Raw genomic sequence first — 13,467 nt, 5'->3', positions numbered from 1 at the left:
CGTCCCGATCAGCGGTACCGCGACCAGCCGGCGGCTGTGCGGCCGTGGCGGAGGTCGTCGAGGCGGCGGCGCAGCTCCGCGCGCACCTGCGGGTGGCTGCGAAGGATGGGCAGCACGCTGGTGGTGAGCTTCAGCTCGCGTACGGCCCGCAGCACGGCGAAGCCGGACCAGGCCGTGACGTCGAAGCCGTACTCGCGGGCAAACTCCTGGTAGCGGCCCGGCGGGTCCCCGAACCGCTCACGGCCGACGGCCAGCGGCGTGAGGTCCCACTCGGGAGGGCCGACGCAGGAGGAGTCGAAGTCGCACAGCACCGGGCCACCCGCGCCGGGGATCACGTTGCCCGGGTACGCGTCGCCGTGGACGAAGCCCCTGGCCAGCGGGAAGTCCAGCTCGGCCAGCTGCGCCTCGACCTCCGCGCAGCGATCCAGCAGGAATCGCCGGTCGTCGTCGGCGAGCTCCTCGGCGTCGGACACGCGGGCGCGCACCGCGTCGAACGGCGCCCACTCGGCGAGCCCTGCGGGCGGCGGCAGCGCGTGGACCCGCCGCAGCAGCCCGGCCAGGTCGGCGGGTGTGGCCGGGGGGCCGACGGACGGGACCTCGTGCCACGCCGTGACCAGGTGCGCCCCGGCGTGCATGGGCTGGCCGATGCCTTCCAGCAGGCGAATCGCGGGGATGTCGTGGCGCGCGAAGTGCTCGGCGACGCATACGACCGTGCCGACGCGGTGGCGAAGCCGCGTGGAGCCGACGATCCGGACCACGACCGGGGCCGTGGCCAGCGCGTACACCGCGTTGTTGGTGAACCGCAGCAGCCGCGCGCCGGCTGGGTCCAGGCCCAGCAGCGCGCACGTTTCGGTCAGCGCTTCGCGCAGCTTCGCGGGCGTGAACCTGCCGTCCACCGGGAGACCGGTGGCTCCACCGGCGCTCTCGGCGACGTCAGGCGGCGTAGAAGATCTTGAGCCGGTCGGCGAGGTCACGGGCGTCACCGTTGTTGCGTCGACGCTCGGCCTCCACCTGCAGCGGGCGCAGGCGGTCCTTGATGCGCTCCGACTTGATGCTCTCGGCGTAGTCGAGGGCCTTGCCGCCCACCTTGGCGCCGTGGTCGAGGTCGCCGTCGAGCAGGTGGTTGGTGGCCAGCGCGCTGAGCATGAACGTCTTGCTGCGCGCCATGTCGTCGGTGTAGGAGTCGACGGCCCTGGTCAGGGCGGGAATCGCGTACTTGGTGTGCTCGGGGTTCTTCTGCGCCAGCACGGTGTGCACGGTGCCGGTCATCGCGTAGACGTCGGTCTCGTTGAAGAACTTCACCCAGGACTCGGCGTTGACGAGGTCGGCGCGCGCGAACTCGTCCTTGCTGCGGCCGAGCAGCTTGGTGGCCTGGTCCTCGTTGCCCATCATCGCGTAGGCCCAGGCCTCGTTGGCGCAGAGCACCGCGACGGCGAGCTCGGAACCCGACTCCTGCGCGGCGATCTGGCCGAGCTGGAAGAGCTTCAGCGCGTCGTTCGGGGCGTCGTTGTGCAGGTAGACGCGGCCCATGCGGTAGAGGACGTTGGCGACGAGCGGGTGGCTGTCACCCTGTTTGGCCAGGTCCAGCGCGTTGGCGAAGTGACCGCGGGCGGAATCCATCAGGCCGGTGTCGAACGAGGTCCAGCCGGCGAGGCTGTGCAGGTCGGCGAGCGCCACGAACAGGCGCTGCTTCACCACCTCGGTCGCGGTGGACTCGAGCATCTGCTGGCCCCAGGACAGCTGCGCCACCACGGCGTCGCGGCAGAACCCGCCGCCGTACTGGTAGTCGAGCGCGCGCAGCGCCCTCGTCGCCGCCTCGACCTGGCGGACGTCGGTCGTCCCGATGCGCCCGGGGGCAGGCGTGCGCGCCGGCGCCGCCGACCACGTCCCGGATTCCGAACCGAACACCGCCGCACCCATCGTGACCTGGGCGGCGTGCGCGAGGAACCTCCGTCGCTTCACGGACTCGTCCTCCTCAGCCTGCCGGCCGTCGGACGAACCGACGACCCGTATCGCCGTGGTCTCGTCGTACGCGAGACCCATGTATCCACGGGGGACACCCAGGCCGTCGGCGATTCTCGTGAGCACGTCGTACGCCATGACCTGGCGTCCCTTGAGGATCTCCGACACCTCGGACTGCGACTGGCCGGTCATCGCGGCGATCTGGCGCTGCGAGACACCGTGCTTGCGCAACAGGCGATACACCGCGCTGATCTCCCGGGCCGCCAGCGCAGAGCGCATTTCCTGCTGTTCCCAGGCATCGGGCGGAACCGGGCTGCCGCCCGAACCACCGGAAACCTTGTCGCCAGCACTGGCGTCCATAACGACCCCTCACCGTCCGTTGGGCGTCGGAAGCAGACTAAGCACACCCCGAGAAGCATGTGAAACGAGCAGACAGTGTGTCTGATCGGCCCGGCTGAACTCCACTGACCGCTTACCGTGGAACCTCGCCCGGTCACCGCTATGACGCGGTTTCGACCTTCTATCGCACTCGGTTTCACTTCACTGTAGTTGTCAGATCTCCGTCACCGCCCGGACACCGGTAGCGATCACGGAGAGCGACGAAGACCGGGAGACCGGCGACGACGCGGATGTGCATCTCGCAAGGTGCACACGGGACGAGAGAGCGGTGGAGGGCCAGTGGAGTTCGTTGACTCGCTCGCAGGAGGACATGTCGGGACCGCGATGCGGCCCTTGCGGCCCGCCCCGGGCGTGCCGGGAATCGCGACCGCGACCCGGCCGGTCACCCCCTCCGCCGTGGCCGACCCCCGCACCGCGGGTGTCCGTCACTACGAAGGCGGACAGCTGGTGTGGCGCGTGCAGTGCGGCGACCTCATCAGCCGCGAGCGCGCGGTGACGGTGTTCGTGGAAAACGACCAGGTCGTCGTCGTTTCGCCTCCCGGCGAGACCGCTCGCCTGACATCCGGTCAGCTCGGCCAGCTCAGGGCCGCTCTCAACGAAGCCGCCAAAATGGCGGAAAGGTAACGGTGAGCTCTCCATGGATCAGGTACTCGGGCAGGTCCTCCGCAACGCGGTCTGGGAACGCCTCGACATGCTGTCCGACCTGGCGACGCGAGCCGACGCACAGTCGCTCGTCTCGGTGGCCCGCTCCGAACTGCCACGCCTGACCGAAGGCTGGCGGGCGATGCTGCAGGCCCACGAGCCCGACGAGCGCGGCGACTGCCCCACGTGCTCCACCCGGTGGCACCGCTGCAAGGCGCCGTGCTCGGTGTGGCAGGTGGCGCACGAGCACCTCGTCGCCGGCGGCCTCGCGCCGCAGGCCCGCACGCAGGACGAGGGCAGCACGAGCCGTCGCCGCGTCCCGAACCAGGCGCGGCGCGCGACGCCCGCCGAAACCACCGGCCGCCACGCGCTGGTGAGCCCTCGGGCCGTCACGGCCTGATCCCGAGCAGGCGAGCGAGCGCCGGACCCGACTGCCCCGGTCGGACCGGCACCGGCACTCTCGCCGTGGCCGTGGACTGGTTCGTCCGTCCCCCCGAGCGAGACGAACCAGCCCCGGTTGCCCCAGTCCCCACCGCGATTAATCGAAAATTATCACTGCAGGCTCTAGCGGACGGCGAAATCCGCCGCTAGGTTGAAGATCATCGCAGCCGGGCCAACTCCCTGGCTACGACCACAAACTCCGCGGGCCGGTGCCGTTGCACTCCCCTCCCCCGACCGGCACCGGCCCGCGGTTCCACTTCGGAGTTATCGGGTTTGCCCGATTACCACTCTGATCACCGGACTGATCACCGGACGGCTTTCACTCGCGTGACGAGCACACCCGCGAGGACCGTCGCCAGCGCCGCTGCCCCGAAAAGTGCCGGGTAGCCGCCGAGGAACTTGAGGATCAGCGTCGTCAGCAACGGTGCCACGACCTGAGGCAGCGAACCGGCGATGTTCACCACGCCGAGGTCCTTCGCCCGGTTCTGCGCGACCGGCAGCACCTGCGTGAGCATCGCCAGCGCCACGGCCATGTACACGCCGAACCCGATGCCCAGCAGCGGCGACGCGATCAGCGCCGCCGGCCACGTCTGCCACACCACCAGCAGCAGCGCGGCGATCGCCATCACGGCCGAGGACGCAAGGACGTACGGCTTGCGGCGGCCCGACTTGTCGGAGAAGTGCCCGGCCAGCACGGCGCCGATCACGAGCGCCACACCGTAGAGGCCCATCATGATGAGCAGGCCGTCTTCCGGGTCCGGGTAGTGCACGGAGTCCTTGAGGAAAAACAGCAGGAAAAGCGTGCCGAACGCGTTGCCCAGGTTGATCATGAAGTGACAGCCCCAGGCCCACGCGAAGTCCGGATGCTTGCGCGGCGACACCCAGAGGTCCTTGAGGAACCGCCGGAACCGCATGCTGGACCGGAACTCCAGGGGCAGGCGCGCGTCGGGCGTGCGGAACACGAACGCGCCGGCCCCGCCGAGCACGATCACCGCGCACACCGCGTACCCCAGCGGCAGGCCCGCCACGTCGAGCATCACCACGACCACCACGGCACCGAGCACCGTTCCGAGCATCTGCGCGATGCCGATCAGGCCACCGACCTGCGCACGCTGACCGACCGGCACGCGATCGGCGACGCCGCAGATGAGCGTGGCGCCGAGCATGCCGTTGAGCCCGGCCTGCACCAGGCACCAGCCGATGGTCATCACGACGACGTTGGGCGCCTCGGCCAGCACCAGCAGCCCGGCCGCGCCGAGGACCGCCCCCAGGACGGTCCACGGGTGGCGGCGGCCGAAGCGCGAGACCGTGCGGTCGGACAAGAGGCCGACCAGCGGGTTCGCGACAAGCGCCACCGCCGCGCCGACGCCCGTGACCACGCCGAACACGGTCTCCTTGTTCGCGGCGTCGAGCAGCTCGGCCTGCTGCGGCAGGAGGACCTGAATCGGCGCGTAGATGCCGAGCCACATCGCGATGTTCGCGAAGAACAGCAGGCTCATCCAGCCCCGCCGCACGCGCGTGAGCGGTTCGGCGAGCGCTTCCGGAAGCCGGTTGGTGGTCGTGTCACTCATGGCGGACCAGCTTTCGGTACCAGGCGAAGGAGTCCTTCGGTGTGCGGCGCTGAGTCTCGTAGTCCACGTGCACGAGCCCGAAGCGGGGTGCGTAGCCCTTCGACCATTCGAAGTTGTCGAGCAGGGACCAGACGAAGTAGCCGCGCACGTCGACGCCCGCGTTCATCGCCTCGCGCAGGGCCTGGAGGTGGCCGTCGAAGAAGTCGATGCGCTCGGGGTCGTGGACCTGGCCGTGTTCATCGGGTGCGTCGGCGAAGCTGCAACCGTTTTCCGTGATGTACACGGGTGGGAGGTGCTCGCGGTAGCGGTCCTGGAACGACACCAGCAGCTCGCGCAGGCCCTGGGGCACGATCGGCGAGTCGTTGGTGGTCACCGGGTAACCCTCGACCGGGCGCAGCTCGAACGGAAGGGGATTCCCCTCGCCGGGTGCCGCGACGCCTTGGGGCTCGTAGTAGTTGACGCCGTAGAAGTCGAGCGGCTGGTGGATGGTGGGCAGGTCTTTTTCAAAGCCGTCGGGCAGGTGCTGGTGGATCTGCTCGGGGTAGGTGCCGAGCAGGACCGGATCGGCGAAGGTGCGGTTGAGGAGGGCGTCGAGCCAGGTTTTGGCGGCTTCGGTTTCCTCGTCTTCGTCGGCGGGCCAGATGGGTGAGTGGTTGTTGGCCGTGCCGATGCTCTCGGCGCCCGTGGCCCGCAGCGCCTGGGTGGCGAGGCCGTGGGCGAGGTTCTGGTGGTGGGCCGTCGGGAGCGCGTCGAGCAGGAGGAACTGGCCGGGCGCGTACTCGCCGATGCCGTAGCCGTAGATCGACATGACCATGGGCTCGTTGAGCGGGATCCACAGCTTCACCCGGTCGGCGAAGCGCTCGCCGAGGATGGCGGCGTACTCGGCGAAGTGGTGCGCGGTGTCGCGGTTGAGCCAGCCGCCGTCGTCTTCGAGCGCTTGGGGCGTGTCCCAGTGGTACAGCGTGACGGCGGGCGCGATGCCTGCGGCGCAGACCTCGTCGATGAGCTTGTCGTAGAAGGCGAGACCTTCGGCGCATGCTTTGCCGGTGCCGGTCGGCTGGATGCGCGGCCAGGCGATGGACATCCGGTAGGCGCCCACACCGAGTTCCGCCATCAGGGCGATGTCTTCGGAGTAGCGGTGGTAGTGGTCCGCCGCTACCTTGGCGTCCTCACCGCGGGCGATCTTGCCGTCGGTCGCGGTGAAGGTGTCCCAGATGGACGGTCCGCGGCCGGCTTCGGCCGTGGCGCCTTCGATCTGGAACGCCGAGGTCGAGACACCCCACAGGAATTCGGGCGGGAAGGTCGGATAGTCCACCGGCGGAACACACCTTTCTCATCCGGCCACCCGGTCGGGTGAACGTGAAAAGTTCTCATATGCTAGGTCGTCACTCGTCCAGGGGGAAGCCCGCAAGGGCGCTAAAGTCCCAGATCAGACGAGTGGTTCCGCCGCTGCCGGCGGGACGGGGAGCGCAAGAACAGCGAGAAAGACCGAGGAACGACAGTGTCGGAGACCCAGGCGGAGACCACTCCGCTGCGGCGCAAGCCCGTGCAGCAGCGCAGCGCCAAGCGCGTGGAGCAGATGCTCGACGCCAGCGCTCAGCTCATCGACGAGCTCGGCTACGACGCGCTGACGACCACGCTGATCGCCAAACGCGCGAACGTCGCGGTGGGCTCGCTGTACCAGTTCTTCCCCGACAAGCGAGCCGTCGTCCAGGCGCTGACGCAGCGCAACCTCGAGCGCTTCGTGGCCGCCGTGAACGAACGGCTGACGGAGCTCAACCCCGAGCACTGGTGGAACATCGTCGACTCCGTGCTCGACATCTACCTGCGGATGCACCGCGAGGTCCCGGGTTTCTCCAAGGTCCACTTCGGTGACGTCATCGACGTCCAGCTCCTCGACGAGGAGCGCGACAACAACTCCGTGATCGTCGACTCGCTGGTGGACATCCTGCGGGTGCAGGTCGACCGGCCGGCGGATGAGCTCCGCTTCGCCATCGCCATTGCCAACGAGACCGCGGACGCGCTGCTGAAGCTCGCGTTCCGGCGGGACCCGCAGGGCGACGAGCGGATCGTCGCTGAGGCGAAGCACGTGGTGAAGGGTTACCTGGCGAGCAAGTTCGGCGAGTGATGGCGAGTGGCTTTTTCAAACCACTCGAGGGCTGGGCTGAGTGGAGTTGGTGCGGCCCAGCCGTTGATGGTGGCCAGTAGCCGGAGATAGCGGTCTCGGCGGGGGTCTTGAGCTTGGTGGATGCGGGCCAGGTCTGCCGGGGTCGGATTGATGTGGTGCAGGGCTTCGGCGCCGTCTGGCCCGTGGGGGTCTGCTTCGAGGTTGATTCCGGCGACCTTGGCGATGACGTCTCGGACCGGCGTCGGGGTTCGGGGCTGGGCGGCGACCAGGTCGCGGAGTGCGGTACGGAACTCCGCGTCTTGGGTGAGCTCGGCGAGCTCGACCCAGGCGTCGACCTGTTCGGCGGTGGGATCGTCGGGGAGCTCGGGGGTGAGGGTGCGTTCGATGCCCGCCAGCCGTGCGTCCAACCCGCCGAAGACCTCGTAGAGAAACTTCTTGATCAGGTTCCGCCGCTCTTGTGCCGACATCGCGGCCAGCTCGTGCACCATCTCGATCTCCTCCCAGCCAACCCCGTTGCGCGCGACGGCCAGCAGAACCGCGCGCCGCGCCTGGAGCACCTTGATCCACGCTTCGATCGCCTCAGCCTCGCCGGCCGCGACGTCACTCAACTCAGCTTCTCGTCCGACGACGGCTCGAATGGTCTTCAGCCCGACCCCGAGCGCTCTCAAGGTCCGGACCACCCCAAGCCGCGCCACGGCATCCGCGCTGTACCGCCGACGCCCGGCCGAATCCCGGCCGGCCGTGGGAACCAGCCCGAGGTCGGAGTAGTAGCGGACGGCCTTGACCGACAACCTGGCTCGCCGGGCCAGCTCGCCGATCGAGAGAACTTCGTCGTCATCCACAGAGAGCAGCCTGCCTGCTCCCCCTGTGGGAGGCGCAAGCTTTTCGGTTTGTCCACAGGAGTTGTCCACAACTCGTGTCCGCTGTGGACAACTCGGCCGTTGAGGTCTCCGGGTTGTGTACGAGGACGAATTCCAGGTCGTGGTCGTGCCTCAGCCGAAGTTCTTGTGTTCCCCGCGGTAAGTCAGCACCGTGCGGTCCAGTTGGTCGCCGCGGAGGAGGTGGTAGGCGTCGAAGCGTTCGGCGAGTTCGCCGGCCTTGGCGTGGCGCAGCCAGACGCGGTCGCCTAGCCGCAAGGCGCGGGCGGCGGGGCCGGTGACGGGGGTTTGGACCTCGCCGGCGCCTTCGAAGCCGAGGAGTTTCAGGCCGGCTGGGAGGTAGGGCGAGGGGACGCGCGAGGCGCCCGCGGGGCCCGAGGCGATGTAGCCGCCGGCGAACAGGGTGGCGACGTCGCGGGCCGGGCGGCGGACGACGGGCAGCGCGAAGAGCGCGGCGGGGCGCGGGTGGAAGCGGGAGTAGCCGTCGAAGAGCGTGGGGGCGACGAGGCCTGAGCCGGCGGCGATTTCGGTGACGGCCGATTCCGCGCCGGTCGTTTCGATGCTGCCGGTGCCGCCGCCGTTGACGAACTCGAGGTCGGCGATGTCGCGCACGGCGCGGACGACGGCGCCGCGGCGGCGCGAGATCTCGGCGGCCGAGCGGCGCTGCATCCAGCCGATCACGGAGTTGGACACGCCGCTGCCGGCCGCGTCGCCGAGGCCGGCGATCTGGCCTTCGTACGCCATCAGGCCCTTCAGCACGAAGCCCGGCCGCGCGGCGATTTCGCGGGCGAAGGACACGGCTTGTTTCACGGTGAACACCGGCGAGCGCCGCGTGCCGACGTGGACGCCGGGCAGCGGGCGCCACGACGCATCCAACTCGAGGCACACGCGGATGTCCGGGTGGCCGTGGCCGAGGGCGGCGTCGACGAGGTCCAGGTGCTCGGTGGAATCCGCCATGATCGTGATGGCCGCGCGCGCTTCGTCCGACGCGGCGAGGCGGCGCAGGGCCTCGTGGTCGGCCGTCGGGTAGGCCACGACGATGTCGCGCGTCGTGCCCTGCTCCACGTGCCACACGGCCTCGGCGAGCGAGTAGCACATCAGGCCCTCGAAGCCGTCGCGCCCGAGCACGCGTTCCAGCAGGTAGCGGCACCGAACCGACTTGCTGACCACCCGGATCGGCTTGCCGGCGGCGCGACGCACGAGGTCGTCGGCGTTCGCGTCGAACGCGTCCAGGTCGACGATCGCGAAGGGCGGATCGAGGTCCTTCGTCGCGAGGTCGTAGCCGTTCGGAGAGGTGGTCACGGACTTACGGTACGACAACAACGCTTGAAACGCGAATCTCATTCACTTACTGTTCCAGCAACTACCGTAAGGACACTCAGCTCAGCGACGACAAGGTGCGCGATGACTCCGTGGAGCAACTGGGCCGGCACCGCCAAGGCCTCCCCGCAACGGGTGCACCGGCCCCGCAGCACCGCAGAGGTCGCCGACGTCGTGAGCGGCATCGCCGACGCCGGCCGCCGCGTGCGGCCGTGGGGCAGCGGCCACTCCTTCACGGCCATCGCCGTCGCCGAAAGCGATGCGCTCGACCTCACGCGCTGGACCGGCATCGAGACGGCCGACCTCGAAACCCACCGCGTGACCGTGCGCGCCGGAACCACGATCAAGCAGCTCAACGCCGAACTCGACGGCCTCGGCCTGGCCATGACGAACCTCGGCGACGTCGACGCACAGACCATCGCCGGCGCGATTTCCACCGGCACCCACGGCACCGGCGCGCGCTTCGGCGGCATCTCGGCGCAGATCGTAGGGCTGCAGCTCGTGCTCGCCGACGGCTCTGTCGCCACCTGCTCCGCCGACGAGCGCCCGGACCTGTTCAACGCCGCCCGCGTCGGCCTCGGGGCCCTCGGCGTGATCACCACCGTCACCCTGCAGTGTGAACCCTCGTTCGTGTTGACCGCGCAGGAACGGCCCGAGCCGCTGGAGCAGGTGCTCGAAGGCTTCGACGAGTTCGCCGCCGCGTGCGACCACTTCGAGTTCTACTGGTTCCCCTATGGCAAGAACGCCCTGGTCAAGCGCAACAACCGACAGCCACTGGGCACCGTTCGCAAGCCGCTGTCGCGGGTGCGCCAGTTCGTGGACTACGAGCTCACGGAGAACGTCGCGTTCGGCGGCATCTGCCGGCTCGGCCGCGCGGTGCCGAAGCTCGTGCGGCCGCTCGGCGGGTTCGCCGCGCAGGTGCTTTCGGCGCGCGAGTACAGCGACCTCTCGCACCGCGTGTTCGTGACGCACCGCGGCGTGCGGTTCGTGGAGTCCGAATACGCGGTTCCACGTGAATCACTGCTCGACGTGCTCGCCGAGCTGCGCGCGCTGGTGCCGCGGCTCGAGAACCCGGTGATGTTCCCCGTCGAGGTGCGCGTGGCCGCGGCCGACGACATCTGGCTGTCCACGGCGAACGGCCGCGACTCGGCCTACATCGCCATCCACCAGTTCGTCGGCATGCCCTACCGCGAGTACTTCGCCGGGTTCGAGGCGATCGTCGCGCAGGTCGGCGGCCGCCCGCACTGGGGCAAGATGCACGACCTCGACGCCCACACCCTGCGCACGCGTTACCCGCACTTCGACGATTTCCTGCGCGTGCGCAAGGAGTGTGACCCGGCCGGCACGTTCACCAACACGCACCTGGACCGGGTGCTCGGCTCGGTCTGAACAAACCGGCCTGATCAAACCGGTTTGATCAGATCGGCTCGAACAGCGAGCTGACCGACTCGCCATTGTGGATCCGCCGCATCGCCTCGGCCATCGCCGGCGCGATCGAGAGGATCTTCAGCTTCTCGCTGCGCTCCTCGACCGCGACCGGCACCGTGTTCGTGCAGACGATCTCCAGCACGTCCTCCTGGCTGCCGATCCGGTCGATCGCCTTGTCTGCGAACAACCCGTGGGTGCAGGCGACGCGGATCGTGCGTGGCTTCAGCTCGCGCAGGCGGTCGAGCAGCTCCAGCACGGTGCTGCCGCGCGCGATCTCGTCGTCGAGCACGATCACGTCGCGGCCGGCGATGTCGCCGATCACCGACGTGATCTCCACGCGGTCGTCGGCGTAACGCTGCTTCGTGCCCGACGCGACGCGCGCGCCGAGCAGCCGCGCGAAGTGCGCGGCTTCCTTCGCGTTGCCCAGGTCGGGCGAGACGACGGTGGCGTTGGACAGGTCGTACTGCCGGAAGTGCCGGGCCAGCTCGTGCAGCGCGTGCAGGTGGTCGACGGGCACCGAGAAGAAGCCGTGAACCTGCGGCGAGTGCAGCGTCATCGCGAGCACGCGGTCGGCGCCTGCGGTGACCATGAGGTCGGCCACGAGCCGGCCGCCGATGGAGATGCGCGGCGCGTCCTTCTTGTCCGAGCGCGCGTACGCGTAGTGCGGCATCACCACGGAGATGCGGGCCGCCGATGCGCCGCGCGCCGCGTCGAGCATCAGCAGCAGCTCCACCAGGTGCTCCTGCACCGGCTTCACCAGCGGCTGGATGATGAAGACGTCGCGCTCGCGGCAGTTGGCCTGCAGCTGCACCTGGAGGCAGTCGTTGGCGAAGCGTTCGACTTGCACCGGGAGCAGCGGCACCCCGAGGTGGGTGCAGATCTCCGCCGCCAGTTCGGGATGAGCGCTACCGCTGAAAACCGCGATGTCCCGCAAGGAAGGATTCCCCATCTCTGTGGTCCGGTGGGTACGGATCCAATCCTAGAGGTGCAGGTCAGAGCGCCGAGATCGCGTCCGCGATCGTGTCCTCACCGGAGATCAGCTCCAGTGTGCGGCGCGCGGTGGCCGGCGCGTCGAGCAGGGCGACGACCACGGCGGCGACGTCCTCCCGTGGCACGGCGGCGCGCCCGGTTTTGGGAGCGATCTTGACGTTGCCGGTGCCGGACTCGTTGGTCAGCGCGCCGGGACGCAGGATCGTCCAGTCGAGGTCGCGGGCCTTCAGGTCTTCCTCCGCGGCGGCCTTCGCGTGCAGGTAGGCGCGGAAAACCGGGTCGAGGCTCGGCGCGTCGGGAGTGTCGGCGCCCATGGAACCGATCTGGATGAACCGGCGGACGCCCGCACTCTGCGCCGCCTCGGCGAACAGCGCGGCGGCCGCGCGGTCGACGGTGTCCTTGCGCGCCTCGCCACTACCCGGCCCGGCGCCCGCGGCGAACACCGCCGCGTCGGCCCCGCGGAGCACCTCGACGACGGCGTCCACATCGGACTGCTCCAGGTCGAGCACCACGGTCACCGCTCCGGCGGCCAGCAGATCGCCTTCGTGATCGGGGTTGCGCACGATCCCGACGGGCTGATCACCCCGCTCGGACAGGAGCTTTTCGAGACGAAGGGCGATCTGACCGTGTCCACCGGCAATGACGACTCGCATGATTCCGACGTTAGTCCGGTCGCGAAGCCCGCGCAGGTCGGTCAGTCGACGTCGGCGGGGACTTCGGCGGTGCGCAGCAGCAGGTCGTAGGCCATTTCGTTGACCCAGCGCGACACGGGGTCCTCGGCGAGGAGGATGCGCTCGGTGCGGCCCTCGAGGTCGAGGTCGACCTGGGCGTGGGGGTCGGCGGCGGCGATGGCGAGCCCGTACGCGCGAGCGCGCGGCAGGCAGTTCGCCACGTAGTCTTCCGTCAGTACGGCAGGCGATGGGAGAACCATCGCGGCCTCGCCGTAACGTGCGAACGGAACCGCGGAGGCCATCGCGGTCCGCCAGTGCCGTGCGACCGCGAGGACGCCGATGATCTCGGCGGCCGGCGCGGGTGCGGTCGCAGCCAGCTCTGGCCAGGTCCAGGTGTCGACGGTGGCGCGATCGGCGACGGGACCGACACCCATCGCGATGCGCTCCGCGTGCACGTCGGTGCGAAGCCGGGCGACGATGCTGACCTTGCGGCCGAGCAGGGTCGCCTCGGGCAGCACAGTGCCGTTCCAGCCCAGAAGGGCCGCGGCCTTGCGCGCCAGTTCGTCGACGCTCGCGGGGAGCTCGATCGGCGGCACCACCCGGCTCGGCATCGACCGGCTGCGCTTCGCGCCACCGGCGACCGTCGAGCGCTCGGTGTTCTGAGGTGTAGCCGCCACGAGTTCCGCCTCCTTCAACAACCTGTACCCCTGTGTGCCTTGTGAAACGGGCACATGACTTGAGTACCAGTGCGGCGGCACGGGGTCGTCACGTTGCACGAGTGGCTGCGATCGGCGGCGCTCAGCGGTCGGTGACCGGTCGGTAGGCGGTCGTCGGACTTCAGCCCGACCGTGCGGCCAACCGAGTGAGCCGGAGGTGAGTGGCGTTACGGACCGACTACGAACGACTGCCCGCGGCCCGGAACTCCGCGATGGCAAAGAGTCCACCGCGTTACGCCGTTCGGCGCAACCGTGTCGTGTTCCACTGTGGACGTCGCAGGTGGGAGGGGGTCACCCGGTTGGCGGTGACCTTCGCCGCAG

13 protein-coding genes are annotated in these 13,467 nt (G+C 69.4%); 4 read left to right on the top strand and 9 right to left on the bottom strand.

What is annotated here, in order from left to right; translation table 11 throughout:
* Positions 1-8: 8 nt before the first annotated feature.
* Both ABZU76_RS06930 and ABZU76_RS06925 read right to left on the bottom strand, forming a co-directional pair.
* Positions 9-896: an aminoglycoside phosphotransferase family protein gene (locus ABZU76_RS06930; protein ID WP_354865813.1), complete on the bottom strand. Its 888-nt coding sequence runs from the start codon at positions 894-896 to the stop codon at positions 9-11.
* 37 nt (positions 897-933) lie between these two features.
* Positions 934-2,322, bottom strand: a complete 1,389-nt coding sequence (locus tag ABZU76_RS06925; protein WP_354865811.1) for a helix-turn-helix transcriptional regulator — start codon at positions 2,320-2,322, stop codon at positions 934-936.
* A gap of 318 nt (positions 2,323-2,640) precedes the next feature.
* On the opposite strand from ABZU76_RS06925, the gene ABZU76_RS06920 reads away from it, so the two are divergent.
* The gene (locus ABZU76_RS06920; protein WP_354865809.1) at positions 2,641-2,985 is read left to right on the top strand and encodes a hypothetical protein; all 345 of its coding nucleotides are present in this window, start codon (positions 2,641-2,643) and stop codon (positions 2,983-2,985) included.
* Positions 2,986-2,998: 13 nt separating this feature from the next.
* On the top strand, positions 2,999-3,403 hold the full coding sequence (locus ABZU76_RS06915) for a hypothetical protein (protein WP_354865807.1): 405 nt from the start codon (positions 2,999-3,001) through the stop codon (positions 3,401-3,403).
* Positions 3,404-3,749: 346 nt separating this feature from the next.
* Here the strand turns inward: ABZU76_RS06915 and ABZU76_RS06910 are convergent, their stop codons facing one another.
* Together ABZU76_RS06910 and ABZU76_RS06905 are read right to left on the bottom strand one after the other, a co-directional pair.
* Positions 3,750-5,015 (bottom strand): MFS transporter, encoded by a 1,266-nt coding sequence (locus tag ABZU76_RS06910; protein ID WP_354865805.1) that lies wholly within the window; start codon positions 5,013-5,015, stop codon positions 3,750-3,752.
* A complete protein-coding gene (locus ABZU76_RS06905) occupies positions 5,008-6,330 on the bottom strand; it encodes a GH1 family beta-glucosidase (protein WP_354865803.1) in 1,323 nt (440 codons plus the stop codon). The genes ABZU76_RS06910 and ABZU76_RS06905 overlap by 8 nt, the downstream gene beginning before the upstream one ends.
* A gap of 186 nt (positions 6,331-6,516) precedes the next feature.
* On the opposite strand from ABZU76_RS06905, the gene ABZU76_RS06900 reads away from it, so the two are divergent.
* Positions 6,517-7,143 carry a TetR family transcriptional regulator gene (locus tag ABZU76_RS06900; protein ID WP_354865801.1) on the top strand — a complete coding sequence of 209 codons (627 nt, stop codon included), beginning with the start codon at positions 6,517-6,519 and terminating at the stop codon, positions 7,141-7,143.
* Here the strand turns inward: ABZU76_RS06900 and ABZU76_RS06895 are convergent.
* A complete protein-coding gene (locus tag ABZU76_RS06895; RefSeq protein ID WP_354865799.1) occupies positions 7,116-7,985 on the bottom strand; it encodes a MerR family transcriptional regulator in 870 nt (289 codons plus the stop codon). The genes ABZU76_RS06900 and ABZU76_RS06895 overlap by 28 nt on opposite strands.
* A gap of 150 nt (positions 7,986-8,135) precedes the next feature.
* The gene (locus ABZU76_RS06890) at positions 8,136-9,323 is read right to left on the bottom strand and encodes an amino acid deaminase/aldolase (protein WP_354865797.1); all 1,188 of its coding nucleotides are present in this window, start codon (positions 9,321-9,323) and stop codon (positions 8,136-8,138) included.
* Between the two features lie 102 nt (positions 9,324-9,425).
* Here ABZU76_RS06890 and ABZU76_RS06885 point away from each other — a divergent pair, with 102 nt between their 5' ends.
* Positions 9,426-10,730: a D-arabinono-1,4-lactone oxidase gene (locus tag ABZU76_RS06885; RefSeq protein ID WP_354865795.1), complete on the top strand. Its 1,305-nt coding sequence runs from the start codon at positions 9,426-9,428 to the stop codon at positions 10,728-10,730.
* Between the two features lie 28 nt (positions 10,731-10,758).
* Here ABZU76_RS06885 and ABZU76_RS06880 read toward each other — a convergent pair whose 3' ends face one another.
* Genes ABZU76_RS06880 through ABZU76_RS06870 form a run of 3 tightly spaced genes read right to left on the bottom strand, consistent with a single transcriptional unit; the run spans position 10,759 to position 13,107 of the window.
* On the bottom strand, positions 10,759-11,718 hold the full coding sequence (locus tag ABZU76_RS06880) for a ribose-phosphate pyrophosphokinase (RefSeq protein WP_354865791.1): 960 nt from the start codon (positions 11,716-11,718) through the stop codon (positions 10,759-10,761).
* Between the two features lie 43 nt (positions 11,719-11,761).
* Positions 11,762-12,412: an NAD(P)H-binding protein gene (locus ABZU76_RS06875; RefSeq protein WP_354865789.1), complete on the bottom strand. Its 651-nt coding sequence runs from the start codon at positions 12,410-12,412 to the stop codon at positions 11,762-11,764.
* 41 nt (positions 12,413-12,453) lie between these two features.
* Entirely contained in the window at positions 12,454-13,107 is a 654-nt protein-coding gene (locus ABZU76_RS06870) for a hypothetical protein (RefSeq protein ID WP_354865787.1), read from the bottom strand.
* Between the last annotated feature and the right edge of the window lie 360 nt (positions 13,108-13,467).

The organism is Amycolatopsis sp. NPDC005232, assembly GCF_040607795.1.
In the GTDB taxonomy this organism is placed as follows: domain Bacteria; phylum Actinomycetota; class Actinomycetes; order Mycobacteriales; family Pseudonocardiaceae; genus Amycolatopsis.
This window is presented reverse-complemented; position numbering and strand designations above follow the sequence as displayed.

Excerpts from the sequence above, each read along its gene's own strand:
- ABZU76_RS06925 (WP_354865811.1), bottom strand. The coding sequence starts at position 2,322 with ATGGACGCCAGTGCTGGCGACAAGGTTTCCGGTGGTTCGGGCGGCAGC.
- ABZU76_RS06915 (WP_354865807.1), top strand. The coding sequence starts at position 2,999 with ATGGATCAGGTACTCGGGCAGGTCCTCCGCAACGCGGTCTGGGAACGC.
- ABZU76_RS06910 (WP_354865805.1), bottom strand. The coding sequence starts at position 5,015 with ATGAGTGACACGACCACCAACCGGCTTCCGGAAGCGCTCGCCGAACCG.
- ABZU76_RS06885 (WP_354865795.1), top strand. The coding sequence starts at position 9,426 with ATGACTCCGTGGAGCAACTGGGCCGGCACCGCCAAGGCCTCCCCGCAA.
- ABZU76_RS06880 (WP_354865791.1), bottom strand. The coding sequence starts at position 11,718 with ATGGGGAATCCTTCCTTGCGGGACATCGCGGTTTTCAGCGGTAGCGCT.
- ABZU76_RS06875 (WP_354865789.1), bottom strand. The coding sequence starts at position 12,412 with ATGCGAGTCGTCATTGCCGGTGGACACGGTCAGATCGCCCTTCGTCTC.